This window comes from Culturomica massiliensis (genome assembly GCF_900091655.1).
GTDB classification, from domain to species: domain Bacteria; phylum Bacteroidota; class Bacteroidia; order Bacteroidales; family Marinifilaceae; genus Culturomica; species Culturomica massiliensis.
This window is the reverse complement of record NZ_LT594621.1, coordinates 836,765-850,828: the sequence shown is the minus strand read 5'-3', so window position 1 is coordinate 850,828 and position 14,064 is coordinate 836,765. Positions and strand designations below refer to the sequence as shown.

The following is a 14,064-nucleotide window of genomic DNA, read 5'->3' as shown; positions in this document are numbered from 1 at the left end:
GAAAATGCATTACATCTCTTTGACTATTTTCAGTAAACTTTGCGTCAGCCGGCTTAATTCGTGGGGCCGGATAATGTACGGAGGCATAATGTATACCAGTTTACCGAACGGACGTACCCATATTCCCTCTTCTACAAATTTTGCCTGCAACACCGCCATATTTACCGGTTCTTTCGTTTCAATCACTCCGATCGTACCTAATACCCGTACATCTGCCACCTGCGGAAATGCTGCTGCGGGTGCCAGTTCTTCCTGCAATTGCCGTTCGATTCCGCCGATCATTTTTTCCAAATCATAACTCATGATCAGATCGACAGAAGCTCCGGCAACAGCACATGCCAGCGGATTCCCCATAAAAGTCGGACCGTGCATAAAAACATAAGGATTTTCGGTACAAATACAAGTAGCCACTTTATCGGTAGCCAAGGTAGCGGCAAAACTCATATATCCGCCGGTTATCGATTTACCGATACACATGATGTCCGGAGAAATACCGGCATGTTCCACAGCCCACAATTTTCCGGTGCGTCCGAAACCCGTCGCAATCTCATCACATATCAGCAACACACCATAGCGATCACATAATTCCCGTACCTGTTTCAAATAATCTGCCGAATAAAACCACATACCTCCTGCGCCCTGTACAATCGGTTCGAGTATCACTGCTGCAATCTCCGCAGCATGTGTTTCCAGACATGTTTGGAACGGTAAAATATCCTCTTCCCGGCAAGGTTGTCCGAAACGGCAAGCCGGTCGATCGACAAAATGTTGCACAGGCAAACATCCCTGAAAAATAGAGTGCATACCTGTTAGCGGATCACATACGGACATCGCATTCCACGTGTCTCCGTGATACCCCCGGGTAATCGTAAGAAAACTTTTCTTCTTCTCTTTTCCGGCGGCATACCAATATTGCAGAGCCATTTTCATCGCCACTTCAACAGCTACAGAGCCGGAATCGCAGAAAAAAATCTTATCCATTCCCCGGGGAGCGACAGACAATATCTTTTTTGCCAATTCTACAGCCGGACGGTGAGTAAATCCACCGAACATAACATGCGACATTTCTTTCAATTGTTTTTCGATTGCGGCATTCAGAACCGGGTGATTATAGCCGTGTACCTCACACCACCAGGAGGACATCCCATCGATTAATTTCCGCCCGTCTTCCAGCTCAATGTATACTCCTTCAGCCCTTTTTACCGGATATACGGGTAACGGATCGATTGTCGAAGTGTAAGGATGCCAGATATGCTCCCTGTCGTATTGTAATAATTCCGATGTGTTCATGATCTTTTATTTTACAGATGAAATCCCATGTTTTTGATTTTATTCATATCTTCGAGCACTTTGGAGCCCAAGGTCGTCAGCATATCCCCTACAATAGCCGCATTAATTCCGGCCTTTATTGCCTCTTCCTCAATATGCTGTATCAACAGCCGTCCTCCGGCGAAGCGCAGATAAGCGTCGGGATTGATAAAACGGAAAAGAGCTACGGTAGTTAAAACCTCTTCGTCTTTCAAAGGTTTTGCATTCTCCAACGGCGTACCCGGTATCGGGTTCAAAACATTCACCGGAATCGATTTGATACCGAGTTCCCGTAATGTAAAAGCGAGACGAATCCGTTCCGTCATGGTTTCCCCCATACCGATAATTCCCCCGGAACACACTTCCATACCAACTTCCTGGGCAGCTTTTATCGTTTCTATTTTGTCGGCAGTCGTATGAGTTGTGCACAAACGGGAAAAATAGTCCGGGGAAGTCTCCAGATTACAATGATAACGGTGTATACCCGCTTCTTTCAAACGCAATAATTGTTGCTTATTCAACAATCCCATGGAAGCACAGAGATGCATCGGGGTATGTCGCTGAATCTTCAAGGCATATTCGCACAATTTATCAATATTACGATCTGACAAAGCCCTGCCGCTGGTGACAAAAGAAAATTTGTCAACCCCATATTCCGCATTCTTTAAAGCCAGTTCCAAACAAGTCTTTTCATCAATCAGGTCGTACTCTTCCACATGCGTTTTGAACAATACCGATTGAGAGCACCACTTGCAATTTTCAGAGCAGCGGCCGGAACGGGCATTGACAATGGAACAGGTATCGAAATGCTTACCGCATTTCTGATCGCGTATTTCACCGGCAGCCTTATATAAAGACGGCTTATCCTCCGTATTACTCAATAGGACGGCTTCTTCAAAAGAAACCGATTCCCCACGTATTACTTTTTCTTTCAGTTCATTAATCTTCATCGCTCTTTTCATTAAAAAAGGATATACCGCTCACGCAGCATATCCTTTCCATGTAGTTATATTTTGAAAATGATTTCCAGTGGCTTCCGGGCATACCTTTCCCTGTAAAACCATAATTCCGCATTCATATTCCAATACGGCCTTATCTCTCCCGTCTATCCATACTTCCTCTCCTTCCTTCACAATAATTCCTTTACGGGCCGATTTCAACAAAGCACTCTCACAGATATGCAACGATACGGCAGAGATACAAACATTCTTTCCCAGAGCAACAAAGACGGCATATCCTTTCCTGCTCCAGCACGAAAAATAAATTTTCTTTTCCTTATATAAATACCTCTTCTCCATTCTAAAAGTGCGGCAAGTTAGTAAAACTTTATTTTAAAAACGGATTTTTTTTAGTAATATTGCCTGAACAGCCAAGATTATCTGACAAAATACCAATCAGGTCTGAAAGGCTGTTTATCCGGAATTGCAAATTTCACAAATTGCAGTTTCAATCAAAAATCGTAAATTCAAGATCTACAATTAATTTATATTGTAAATTTGAAATCATAAATAAATGATTAAAAACTTATTTCATGGAAAAAATCGACCTTCACCGCATCTATAAACGTAAGAAAACAGATCGGGACATCTTTCAGGAATTGATGGCATTTAAAGTCAGGGAAATATTATTGATTGCCAATTACTACGATGCCTATACCATTGAACGTGAAGGTCAGTTTACAGACAAGGTGTACGGAGAATATCTCCAGGTAAACCTTTATACCGCTCCTCGTTTTACAGCTGTCGCCTCTGAAAAAGAAGCTCTGGAGATCTTATCTCAACGCCGGATACACTTGATTATCATCATGGCAGGATTGGATAAAGTAACCCCGCAGATGATCAGTGAACACCTCAAAGATCAATATCCTGAAATTCCCCAATTGATGCTTGTCAACAACAATGCCGACTTGGCTTATTTCCACAGTATAGAAGAAAAAATAAGCCGGAGCATCGAACGTATCTTTGTCTGGAACGGTTCTACCAAAATATTTCTGGCAATGTCCAAATACATTGAGGACAAAAAGAATTTGGAAAAAGACACTCATTTGGGAGATATTCGTGTGATTTTACTGGTAGAAGACTCCATCCGTTATTATTCCCGTTATCTGCCTTTACTTTACAGTGAAATCGTAACGCAAACTCAGGAATTGATTAAAAACGAACCGGAAAACGACGATATGAGTCTGATCATGAAAATCCGGGTACGTCCGAAAGTCATACTGGTGAGTACATTCGAGGAAGCAACGGCTGTTATCGATAAATACAGGGATAATCTGATCGGTGTTATCTCCGACGTAAAATACAAACACAACGGTGTAGAGGATGAAGATGCAGGCATAAAATTAATCCAGTATACCCATCGGGCCGACGATAAAATTCCCTGTTTACTGCAAAGCCACGAAATTGAAAACGCAGCTAAAGCCAAAACGGTCAACGCTGAGTTTATCAACAAAAACTCGGTTACCCTTTCCCATGACATTACCCGTTTCATTAAAGAAAGACTGGGATTCGGTGATTTTATATTCAAAAACCGAAACGGATATCCGATAGATAAAGCGAGATCGATAGAAGAATTCAAGCAAAAACTAAGCACCATCCCCAACGAAAGTTTAGAATACCACTCCATTCGCAACGGCATTTCCACCTGGTTTATGGCCAGAGGTCAAATCAGTCTGGCAAAACGCCTGAGACGGTATCGTTTTGAAGATTTTCGTTCGACAGAAGAAATCCGTCATTTTATTCTACAGGTTTTCGAAAGTTATGAGTTAAAAAAAATAAGGGGCCGGATTATCAATTTCCGTCCGCATCTGGTCAATTCCAACCGGTATATTACCAGTCTCGGTAAAGGCTCTCTGGGAGGAAAAGGACGGGGTATGGCATTCCTGTCCAATTTCATCGAGAATGTATCTTTGAAAAAATTGATCCCGGACTTAAAAATCGTCATTCCCAAGACGGCCGTTATCGGTGTTGAAGAATACGATAATTTTATTGAATCCAACAATCTGATACAAACGATATATACAGAAAAACGTTATGAAATCGTACGGGATACGTTTATAAAAGCAGCGCTCCCTCCGGCTCTGCGTAAAAAGCTGCGGACGTATCTCGAGGTGATGAAGAAACCGCTGGCCGTCCGTTCTTCCGGACTTTTTGAGGATTCTCTGAATCAGCCCTTTGCCGGAGTGTATGCCACATACCTCATTCCCAATAATCATCCGGATATTGAAAAGCGGCTGGAAGACCTGGAAACAGCCGTTAAACTGGTATATTCCTCTATATACACGGAAGAATCACGTGCTTACTTCAATGCCATCGACTACGTCATCGAGGAGGAAAAAATGGCCGTAATCGTCCAGGAAGTTGTGGGAGAAGAACACAACGGTAAATATTATCCGAACGTCAGCGGGGTCGCCCAATCCTATAATTTTTATCCGTTCTCGTACATACAGCCGGAAGACGGTTTTGCCGTCATTGCAATCGGGTTGGGTGCTTACGTAGTAGGCGGTGAAAAAACCTATCGTTTTTGTCCCCGTTATCCTAAACTACAATTGGCTTCCATACAGGACATGATGCGTGATTCCCAAAAATATTTCTATGCCATAGACCTGGACTGCCGGAATTATGACCTGGTACGTGACGGAGAAAAGGCGGCCATTCGTCAATATGATGTAAAAGAAGCGGAAAACGACGGTACTTTACAATATTGTGCCTCTGTATACGATTTTATGAACGATCGCATCGTCTACGATTTTTCAACCCGGGGGGCCCGTATTCTGAATTTTCCGGGATTACTCGAATATGACCAGATTCCTCTGCCCGCCAGCCTGGAAATATTGCTCAACATCTTTTCCCAGGCCATGGGATCGCCTGTCGAGATTGAATTTTCACTTAATATAGAAAATCAGGTTCCGACTCTTTATCTATTGCAAATCAAACCTTTAATTAAAAATGATTTTTGGGTGGATATCGATCAGTTACCGATTGATATGACTCAGGTACTGTTACGGGCAACCAAAGGTATGGGAAACGGTAAAATCGAAACGATACGGGATGTTATCTACATCGACCCGGACAAGTTCGACCGGTTGAAAACCGAAGATATGGCTCAGGAAATTAAATCACTGAATCAAAAAATGACAGAAAGTGATGCCCGTTATCTGCTTATCGGACCGGGCCGCTGGGGTACGCGCGATCCGCTGACCGGCATACCGGTCAGTTGGTCGGATATCTCCAAAGCTCAGGTTATCGTTGAGCAGGGGTTAAAAGATTACCCACTGGATGCGTCCCTTGGATCTCATTTCTTCCATAATGTCACCTCCATGAAAGTCGGTTACTTTGCCATCCCTTATGATTCCGGCGATTCATTCATCAATTTCGATATATTAAAGCAACAACCTGTCATAGAAGAATATAAATATGCCAGACACATCCGGTTCGCAGAACCTTTAACCATATTGATGGACGGTAAAAAACAAACATCCGTAATTTTGTACGGACAAGAGGCTATACAACCGTAATCTATCGTTATCTTTGCAGCGTCAAACGCGAAAAAACATGAAAAAAGCCATTGTATTACTATCCGGAGGTCTGGATTCATCTACAGCACTGTATGTAGCTAAAAAAGAGGGATTTGATGAACTATATGCCCTGACTTTCGAATACGGTCAGAAACACGACCGGGAAATCAGAAGTGCCTCGGCAATTGCCAAAGCCGTCGGAGTTAGAGAACATAAGATTGTCCGGCTTATGCTGAATGCCTGGAAAGGTTCTTCCCTTACAGATCCGGACGTCGTAATACAGGATGGGGATGCCGACCGGACAGATATACCCGACACCTACGTACCGGCCCGTAATATGGTATTTCTATCCGTTGCAGCCTCTTATGCCGATGCTCTCGATATTACCGATATTTTTATCGGTGTCAGTGAAATGGATTATTCCGGATATGTAGACTGCCGGGAAGAATTTATCCGTTCCATGGAACAAACCATTAACCTGGGTACTGTACTCGGTGCCGAAAAGAAACAAAAAATTACCATCCATGCCCCTTTCCTGCGTATGACGAAAGCCGATGAAGTGAAATTGGGGACAAAACTGGGTGTCGATTTCAGCCTGACCTGGAGTTGCTACCGGGGAGGTGAAAAGCCTTGCGGAACCTGTGACAGTTGCCTGTTACGCGCCCGGGCTTTCGCAGAGGCCGGTATCGTAGATCCACTTGTATAACCTTAACGATAGTTCTATGATCATACGGAAATTATTCAAATTCGAAGGAGCACATATTGTCCGGAATTGTTCCTCCCGGCACTGCCGGGAAAATATGCACGGCCACTCCTATATCGTCGAGGTTTTCATTACTTCCGACCGGCTGGACAACGGCTATATGGTTATGGATTTCGGATTGCTGGACAAGGTCAAAGCCTTTATTGCAAGCTTCGATCACACATACACGCTATGGACACAAGAAGAGCCCGACTTTAAGCATTTCGTATACCGCTACAACAAACGGGTGGCAGAGATTCCGGTTTCCCCTTCTGCCGAAGGGTTTGCCCTGTTATTTTTATATATAATCAACCGGATTTTAGAAAATACAACCTTCCGAAACGGAGAAGGACACGTACAACTTTCATCCGTGCGGGTACATGAAACAGCCACCGGTTATGCCGAAGCATTCCGGGAAGACCTGAAACTGGCAGAATTTACCCCGGCCGATGTCTTATTTTCTCCTGCAATACAGGAAGAATGGAAATCCGATGAATGGTGGAAAAAAATAAGATAATACTTGCCAGAGACGGAGTTTTTCCCATTACCCGCAATGCGAAGGGAGAACCGGTATCTTCCCTTCCCAATTCCGGACTCTGTTGTCCGGGAACCATTCAGGGAGAAGGAAAGTTGAACGGTATTCCTTCTTTATTTATCCGATTAGCCGGCTGTAATTTACATTGCATTTGGACAAATCCGGACGGTAGCCTTTCTCCTTGTGATACAGCTTATGCCTCTTATCATATCCGGCAGGCCCGTTCCTGTACTTTGGAGGAAATCTGCCGGCTGATCGGCTACAATACAGGAGTTATCGACCACCTGGTCATCACAGGAGGCGAACCTTTACTTCAACATAAAGAACTGACAGAACTATGTATCAGACTAAAAAAGATTAAAAAGTTTCATATTACCCTTGAAACAAACGCAACCTTATACGCTGAAGAATTGGCAACACAGATCGATTTTTTCAGTTTATCCCCCAAATTGGCCGGTTCCATTCCCCCGCCACCTCAAAATATATTACACGACAAACAACGGCTTTCGCCCGAAACCATACAGAAATTCATATCCCATACCCGTACTCACAACAAAGATTTTCAATTGAAATTCGTGTATTCACAGGAAACGGACATTACTGAAATCAAAACACTTCTCTCCTGTTTAACAGACTGGAAAAAAGAAGATGTCCTTCTCATGCCCCAAGGCGGTAATTCCCGTGATGTAGAAGCCAACATTCAACAAACACTCCGTCATTGTATCGAGAACGGCTGGCGTTATTGCGACCGTCTGCATCTGGCTCTCTTCGGTTCCAAAGAAGGAGTATAATGTTGATTATCGCCTGGATATACAACAAAAAACTTGCAGATACGATTAAAACCCAATTGTATTTTCAGGTTGTCAGACATTCATTTTTTTCACGGAAAGCAGCAGAGGAGTTTTGTAGTAAATTTTTCCCTTATCCAGCAAATTACGGACAGTTGCAACCACTAATTCCCGGTCGAATTGTTCCTCCAAACGATGAACCAAAATCTTCAAATCAGTATCTTTATTCATCAGAATAGCTATAATTTCATCTTCAATTCTCGTTTTATCCCCGGAAGTCGTGTGCTTTTTTGTTTCCAGACATACATCACAAATGCCGCACCCCTTTTTTTCCTTTTGCCCGAAATAGTCCATCAATACCAATTGGCGACACCTCGAACTATCTTCGATATAACGTACCATTTCTTTTATTTTCGAGGCATACGCTTTTTTCCGGTCTTCGTAAGCCGCTTTCCCGATAGTCAGGTATGATACGGGCAAACGGGGTTGATGATAAACAATGTAGGGACGCTCGTTTCCGGGTACGTAACTAATGATCCTGCGTTTAGCCAACGCGATCAGGGTTTCGTATATTTCCTTACGTTTTACACCGGCCTCCTGTGCCAGATAATCCTCACTAATCCATACATATTGCGTAAAAATACCCGGATATCTCCGCATCAGCAATTCAATAATCCTGTTTTGCAAGTCATCGTCCGGACGAAAATAAGCCAAAGCCTCCCGGGATATTGTAAAGTTTATCCGGGAACGGGAATTTATATCCGTCGTACATTCCAGGTATCCTCCGACCTGTAATATCTGGATAGCCGAAAATGTACGGACATAATCCAGACCAAAATCCCGGACAAAAGCATCCGTATCAAATTCAAAGGCATAGCCGGCTCCGCTCCCTTCAGCTATCTGAAAATAATTTCCCAATGCTTCATATACCTGACGAATGTATTTCTTTTCGGGAAAACCTTTGGTAATCCGGCTTTTCAGTGCTGTTACTGCTGCCGGGTTACAGAGCAATACCGCATAAGCCCTTTTTCCGTCACGCCCGGCACGGCCGGCTTCCTGAAAATAAGCCTCCGGACAATCCGGAATATCGAAATGCACGACGATACGCACATCGGGTTTATCGATTCCCATTCCGAATGCATTGGTTGCAACTATCACCGGAGTAATATCGTTTTTCCAATCCTCCTGTCGCTGGGTCCGTTGCCGGGCTATGAGCCCCGCATGATAAAAATCGGCTTTAACACCGTTCTCCGATAGAAAACGAGCCAATTGCTCTGCCGTATTTCTTTTACGTACATATACAATGGCACTTGCCTGCAATTTACTCAATATGTGTAACAATTCCCCCAGTTTATCATTCACGTTCCGAACGACATAAGAAATATTTTCCCGTCGGAAACTTTTGGACAATACATTCGGACAAGTAAAATGCAATTGTTTCTGAATATCTTCGACCACATCCGGGGTCGCCGTCGCAGTCAGAGCCAAAACCGGAGCTTCCGGAAAAAAGGTACGGACTTCTGCAATACGTAAATAAGAAGGCCGGAAATCATACCCCCACTGTGAGATACAATGGGCTTCATCCACTGCGAATAAGCTTACTTTCATTTGTTTCAGCTTTATTCTGAACCTTTCCGAAGCCAAACGTTCCGGAGAAATATACAGAAATTTGACCGGAGAAAAAATACATTTATTGATAACCGACTCGACATGTTCCCGCTCCATTCCGGTATAAACGGCTTCTGCCTGAATCTGCCGCCGCTTGAGATCTTCGACCTGATCCTTCATCAAAGCAATCAAAGGAGTTATCACCACACATATACCTTCTTTGGCCAGACCCGCCACCTGGTAGGTAATGGACTTTCCCCCTCCCGTCGGCATCAGGGCAAGGGTATCTTTTCCGGACAGTACGGAAAGGATAATTTCTTCCTGTAAGCTACGAAAAGCATCGTATCCCCAATACTGTTTTAATATATCCCTGATATCTTCCACTCCGTTGTATTTACCCTACCTATAAATTGTAGATTTTAGATGTACGATTTTAGCTTACCCCCACAACTCTCCCTTGTAAAAAGAGGAATTATAAATGATAAGTCAAAAATCATAACGTACAAATATAATTGTATTCGGACAAAAATTGAAATTTTACGATTAAGTTGCAGGAGAAACCGTTATCCGGAAAACAATTCCTTTTTTTCAAGGAAAAAAACGTTCCGAAAACATTCGTTCTACAGCTATTTTTCGTATCTTCGCCCAAATATTTTAAATCCAAAAATCATTTACGATGTCGTTCATAGAAGATAGAATTATCGTTGAAGGGTTGACCTTCGATGACGTACTTTTAGTACCGGCTTATTCGGAAGTTTTACCGCGGAATGTAGATCTTACATCCAGGTTTTCCAAGGGAATAGAATTAAAAACACCTATTGTTTCTGCTGCTATGGATACGGTAACGGAGGCAGCCATGGCGATCTCCATAGCCCGGGAAGGGGGTATCGGAGTTATCCATAAAAACATGACAATTCAGGATCAGGCACGGCAAGTTGAAATGGTAAAGCGGGCAGAAAACGGTATGATTTATGCCCCGGTGACAATTCAACCTTATAAAACGGTAAAAGATGCTTTGGAACTGATGAAAGAATTCAAGATCGGTGGTATTCCGGTTGTGGATAACGATAATATGTTAGTCGGAATTGTTACGAACCGGGATTTACGTTTTGAAAACCGGATGGACAAACAGATTCAGGAAGTGATGACCAAAGACAACCTGATCACGACAACGGAAAGCACCGATTTACAAAAGGCTGCCGAGATATTGCAACAACATAAGATTGAAAAACTGCCGGTTGTTGATAAGCACAACAAACTCATCGGTCTGGTCACATACAAGGACATTACGAAAGCCAAAGACAAACCCCGGGCCTCCAAAGATTCGAAAGGCCGTCTGCGGGTAGCTGCCGGTGTCGGAGTAACGGCAGACACCATGGAGCGCGTAGAAGCCTTGGTCAGTGCCAATGTGGACGCCGTTGTCATCGATACGGCACACGGGCACTCGGCAGGAGTTATCGACATGTTGCGCAAAGTAAAATCGACATTCCCGAATTTACAGGTCGTAGTAGGTAATATCGCTACAGCAGAAGCTGCAATCGCCCTGGCAGAAGCCGGAGCCGACGCCGTAAAAGTAGGTATCGGGCCGGGTTCCATTTGTACGACCCGAATCATTGCGGGCGTGGGAGTTCCTCAGCTCACGGCAATTTACGAAGTGTCGAAAGTCATGAAAGAACGCGGTGTTCCGGTAATTGCAGACGGAGGCTTACGTTATTCCGGCGACATCGTCAAAGCACTGGCGGCGGGAGCCAGTTGTGTGATGGCCGGTTCTCTTTTCGCCGGAGTGGAAGAATCACCGGGAGAAACGATTATTTACAACGGCCGCAAATTCAAATCTTACCGGGGCATGGGCTCTCTGGAAGCCATGCAGAAAGGGTCGAAGGACCGGTATTTCCAGGATGCAGAAGACGATATCAAGAAACTGGTTCCCGAAGGTATTGTCGCCCGAGTTCCGTTTAAAGGCTCGTTATACGAAGTCATTTACCAGATGATCGGCGGCTTGAGAGCCGGTATGGGATATTGCGGTGCCCCGGATATAGAAGCTTTACACAAAGCCAAGTTTGTTAAAATTACAAGTTCCGGTATGGCCGAAAGTCATGCCCATGATGTAACAATTACCAGTGAAGCACCGAATTACAGCAGATAATCTTTATAGATGACAAAATAAAGTCCGGGGCATAATTTACCCCGGCTTTATTTACTTAGTACGAACGGATATGAAAATTTTCCTTTACTTGTTTTCTCTGTACGCTCTGACTGCCTGCACACAAAATTCCCACCCTAACGATGTGCCTGTTGCCAAAGTTTTCGATAGTCAACTGATGCGCTCTGAAATTGTGGCCTTTATACCTGCCGGTACTCCGAAAGACGACAGTGTGCTGATGGCACAGAGTTATATCCGCAACTGGATTACCAATAAATTGCTCCTCCAGAAAGCCATTGAGAATCTTTCGGATCAGGAAAAAAACATTCAAAAGCAAGTGGAAGATTATCGTACTTCTCTTCTCATCCATCAATACAAACAAAAGCTGATTGCACAAAAATTGTCGGAAGATATTGCTGAAAAGGAGATAGAAAACTACTACGAAGCCAACAAATTCAATTTTGTACTCTCTACCCCCATCATAAAAGCCGTATATGTCGTTATTCCGAAATCGGCCTCCAATATCAATGACGTAAGGAAATGGTATAAATCCGATAAAGCCGGTGATATGGAGAAACTGGAAGAATATTGCCTGACGAATGCCCGGAAATACGACGACTTCAACGAAAACTGGATTGAACTGAAATATGTATCCAATCTTTTGCCCGGTGACGGCAATATCCTGGAAAACGAGGTGAAACGTACCAAAAATATAGAAAAAGAAGACGATGACAATTTCTATTTTCTAAAAATCAATGAATTATGTCCCGAGCAGACCGTTGCTCCCCTCGGTTATGTACGCGATGAAATTATCCTGATTCTGAAAAATAAGAAAAAATTGCAATTTGAAAATGATCTGGATAAGAAAATCAATGAAGAAGCTATCCGGAAAAACTATGTAAAAATGTACTAAAATGCATGGAAAAATAAAAAGAGAAAATTGAATTTGATTGAAATATTCCCGGATTTGGATAAAATATATTAGTTTAGAGGCCGATTTACCGGGGATACCCTTTATATTTACCGGTGGTAAAAATTATCGTATAATTTATAAAATCAAATATAATGAAAAAAGGCTTTATCGCTATCCTATTGTTTTTTTGTACTGCGGTTGTCTATGCCCAAAACAACGTAATAGATAAGATCATCGCTATTGTCGGAGAAGAGATTATCTTAAAATCGGACATCGAAAACGAATTTCTGCACGAACAGGGACAAGGTTTGATTTCTGCTTCCAGTGATTACCGTGCTGAAATTCTGGAACGTCAGCTTATTCAAAAGCTTCTGTTGGCACAAGCACGACTGGATAGTATTTCAGTAACGGAGGACGAAGTCGAAAATGAAGTGAATTCGCGCATTCAATACCTGATGACAAATATCGGTTCGAGAGAGCGTCTGGAAACGTATTTCGGAAAAAACATCGAAGAAATTAAAAGCGATATGCGGGCTCCGATCCGTGAGAAACTGATCACCGAATCCATGCAGCAACACATTGTCGATAAAATCCGGAGTACTCCGTCTGAGGTGAAAGCTTTCTTTAAAAAACTTCCCAAAGACAGTTTGCCGGATGTACCGGATAAATACGAAATACAACAGATCGTTATAAAACCGACCGTCAGTGAAGCTGAAAAAGAACGTATACGGGATCGTTTGAGAAGTTTCCGGGAGCAAATCCTCAATGGAGAAAAAACATTCAGCACCTTAGCCGTAATGTATTCTGAAGACGGCTCTTCAGTACGGGGCGGAGAACTGGGATATGCAACCAAAAGTATGTGGGACCCTGCTTTTGCCGAAGCAGCTTTCAGCTTAAAACCCGGAAAAATTTCCAAGATCGTCGAATCTGAATTCGGTTTCCACATTATACAGTTGATTGATCGCCAGGGAGAAAAAATCAATGTGCGGCATATTATCCTGCAACCTAAAATATCCGATGCAGAACGGGAAGAAGCCCTGCATCGCCTGGACACGATCCGTGGTTATATCACAGACAACAAAATGACTTTTGACGAAGCAGCTTACTATTTTTCCACCGATAAAAAAACCAGAAACAACGGAGGACTTCTCTCCTCTCCCAACAGCCTGGATTCCCGTATCGAGAAAGCAGAAATCCGCGGAGAAATGGCAAAACAGGTAAACCGTATGAAAGTCGGTGAAATCTCAGAGCCGTTTATGGACCAGGACGAAGCCCGGGAAGAATATAAAATCATAAAGGTAAAAGCCTACTATCCCCAACACAAAGCCAATCTTGACGACGATTGGATGACATTCGAATCCATGCTGAAAAACCAGAAGCAATTGGAAAAAATGGAAAAATGGATCAAGGAGAAGCAAGCCAATACTTATATACATATCGACGACGCTTATAAAAATTCCAAATTCCGTTACGATAACTGGATAAAATAAAGGTGTCCTAACGATAACCAC

General features: G+C 43.2%; 11 protein-coding genes. 7 read left to right on the top strand and 4 right to left on the bottom strand.

Annotated elements, in window-relative coordinates; all coding sequences use genetic code 11:
* Positions 1 to 9 precede the first annotated feature (9 nt).
* Genes bioA through BN8908_RS04720 form a run of 3 tightly spaced genes read right to left on the bottom strand, consistent with a single transcriptional unit; the run spans position 10 to position 2,606 of the window.
* On the bottom strand, positions 10 to 1,290 hold the full coding sequence (gene bioA / locus BN8908_RS04730; protein ID WP_068689460.1) for an adenosylmethionine--8-amino-7-oxononanoate transaminase: 1,281 nt from the start codon (positions 1,288 to 1,290) through the stop codon (positions 10 to 12).
* 11 nt (positions 1,291 to 1,301) lie between these two features.
* Positions 1,302 to 2,258, bottom strand: a complete 957-nt coding sequence (gene bioB / locus BN8908_RS04725) for a biotin synthase BioB (RefSeq protein WP_068692110.1) — start codon at positions 2,256 to 2,258, stop codon at positions 1,302 to 1,304.
* Between the two features lie 30 nt (positions 2,259 to 2,288).
* Positions 2,289 to 2,606, bottom strand: a complete 318-nt coding sequence (locus BN8908_RS04720) for a hypothetical protein (RefSeq protein WP_021988680.1) — start codon at positions 2,604 to 2,606, stop codon at positions 2,289 to 2,291.
* 233 nt (positions 2,607 to 2,839) lie between these two features.
* Between BN8908_RS04720 and BN8908_RS04715 the strand changes: the two genes are divergently transcribed.
* The 4 genes from BN8908_RS04715 to BN8908_RS04700 are packed head-to-tail and all read left to right on the top strand — an operon-like array spanning position 2,840 to position 7,892.
* On the top strand, positions 2,840 to 5,824 hold the full coding sequence (locus BN8908_RS04715) for a PEP/pyruvate-binding domain-containing protein (protein WP_068689458.1): 2,985 nt from the start codon (positions 2,840 to 2,842) through the stop codon (positions 5,822 to 5,824).
* A gap of 13 nt (positions 5,825 to 5,837) precedes the next feature.
* The gene (queC, locus tag BN8908_RS04710) at positions 5,838 to 6,530 is read left to right on the top strand and encodes a 7-cyano-7-deazaguanine synthase QueC (protein ID WP_262361074.1); all 693 of its coding nucleotides are present in this window, start codon (positions 5,838 to 5,840) and stop codon (positions 6,528 to 6,530) included.
* A gap of 16 nt (positions 6,531 to 6,546) precedes the next feature.
* Positions 6,547 to 7,083 (top strand): 6-pyruvoyl trahydropterin synthase family protein, encoded by a 537-nt coding sequence (locus tag BN8908_RS04705; protein WP_068689454.1) that lies wholly within the window; start codon positions 6,547 to 6,549, stop codon positions 7,081 to 7,083.
* Positions 7,062 to 7,892 carry a 7-carboxy-7-deazaguanine synthase QueE gene (locus tag BN8908_RS04700; RefSeq protein WP_068689452.1) on the top strand — a complete coding sequence of 277 codons (831 nt, stop codon included), beginning with the start codon at positions 7,062 to 7,064 and terminating at the stop codon, positions 7,890 to 7,892. Before BN8908_RS04705 ends, BN8908_RS04700 begins: the two co-directional genes overlap by 22 nt.
* A gap of 72 nt (positions 7,893 to 7,964) precedes the next feature.
* On the opposite strand, the gene BN8908_RS04695 is transcribed toward BN8908_RS04700, so the two are convergent.
* A complete protein-coding gene (locus BN8908_RS04695) occupies positions 7,965 to 9,881 on the bottom strand; it encodes a RecQ family ATP-dependent DNA helicase (RefSeq protein ID WP_068689450.1) in 1,917 nt (638 codons plus the stop codon).
* Between the two features lie 292 nt (positions 9,882 to 10,173).
* Between BN8908_RS04695 and guaB the strand changes: the two genes are divergently transcribed.
* The 3 genes from guaB to BN8908_RS04680 all read left to right on the top strand — a co-directional run bounded on the left by guaB (position 10,174) and on the right by BN8908_RS04680 (position 14,043).
* Positions 10,174 to 11,643 (top strand): IMP dehydrogenase, encoded by a 1,470-nt coding sequence (gene guaB / locus BN8908_RS04690; protein ID WP_021988674.1) that lies wholly within the window; start codon positions 10,174 to 10,176, stop codon positions 11,641 to 11,643.
* A gap of 70 nt (positions 11,644 to 11,713) precedes the next feature.
* Complete coding sequence (locus tag BN8908_RS04685) at positions 11,714 to 12,553, top strand: hypothetical protein (protein WP_068689448.1); 840 nt, start codon at positions 11,714 to 11,716, stop codon at positions 12,551 to 12,553.
* A gap of 152 nt (positions 12,554 to 12,705) precedes the next feature.
* Positions 12,706 to 14,043 carry a peptidylprolyl isomerase gene (locus tag BN8908_RS04680; RefSeq protein WP_021988672.1) on the top strand — a complete coding sequence of 446 codons (1,338 nt, stop codon included), beginning with the start codon at positions 12,706 to 12,708 and terminating at the stop codon, positions 14,041 to 14,043.
* Positions 14,044 to 14,064: the final 21 nt, after the last annotated feature.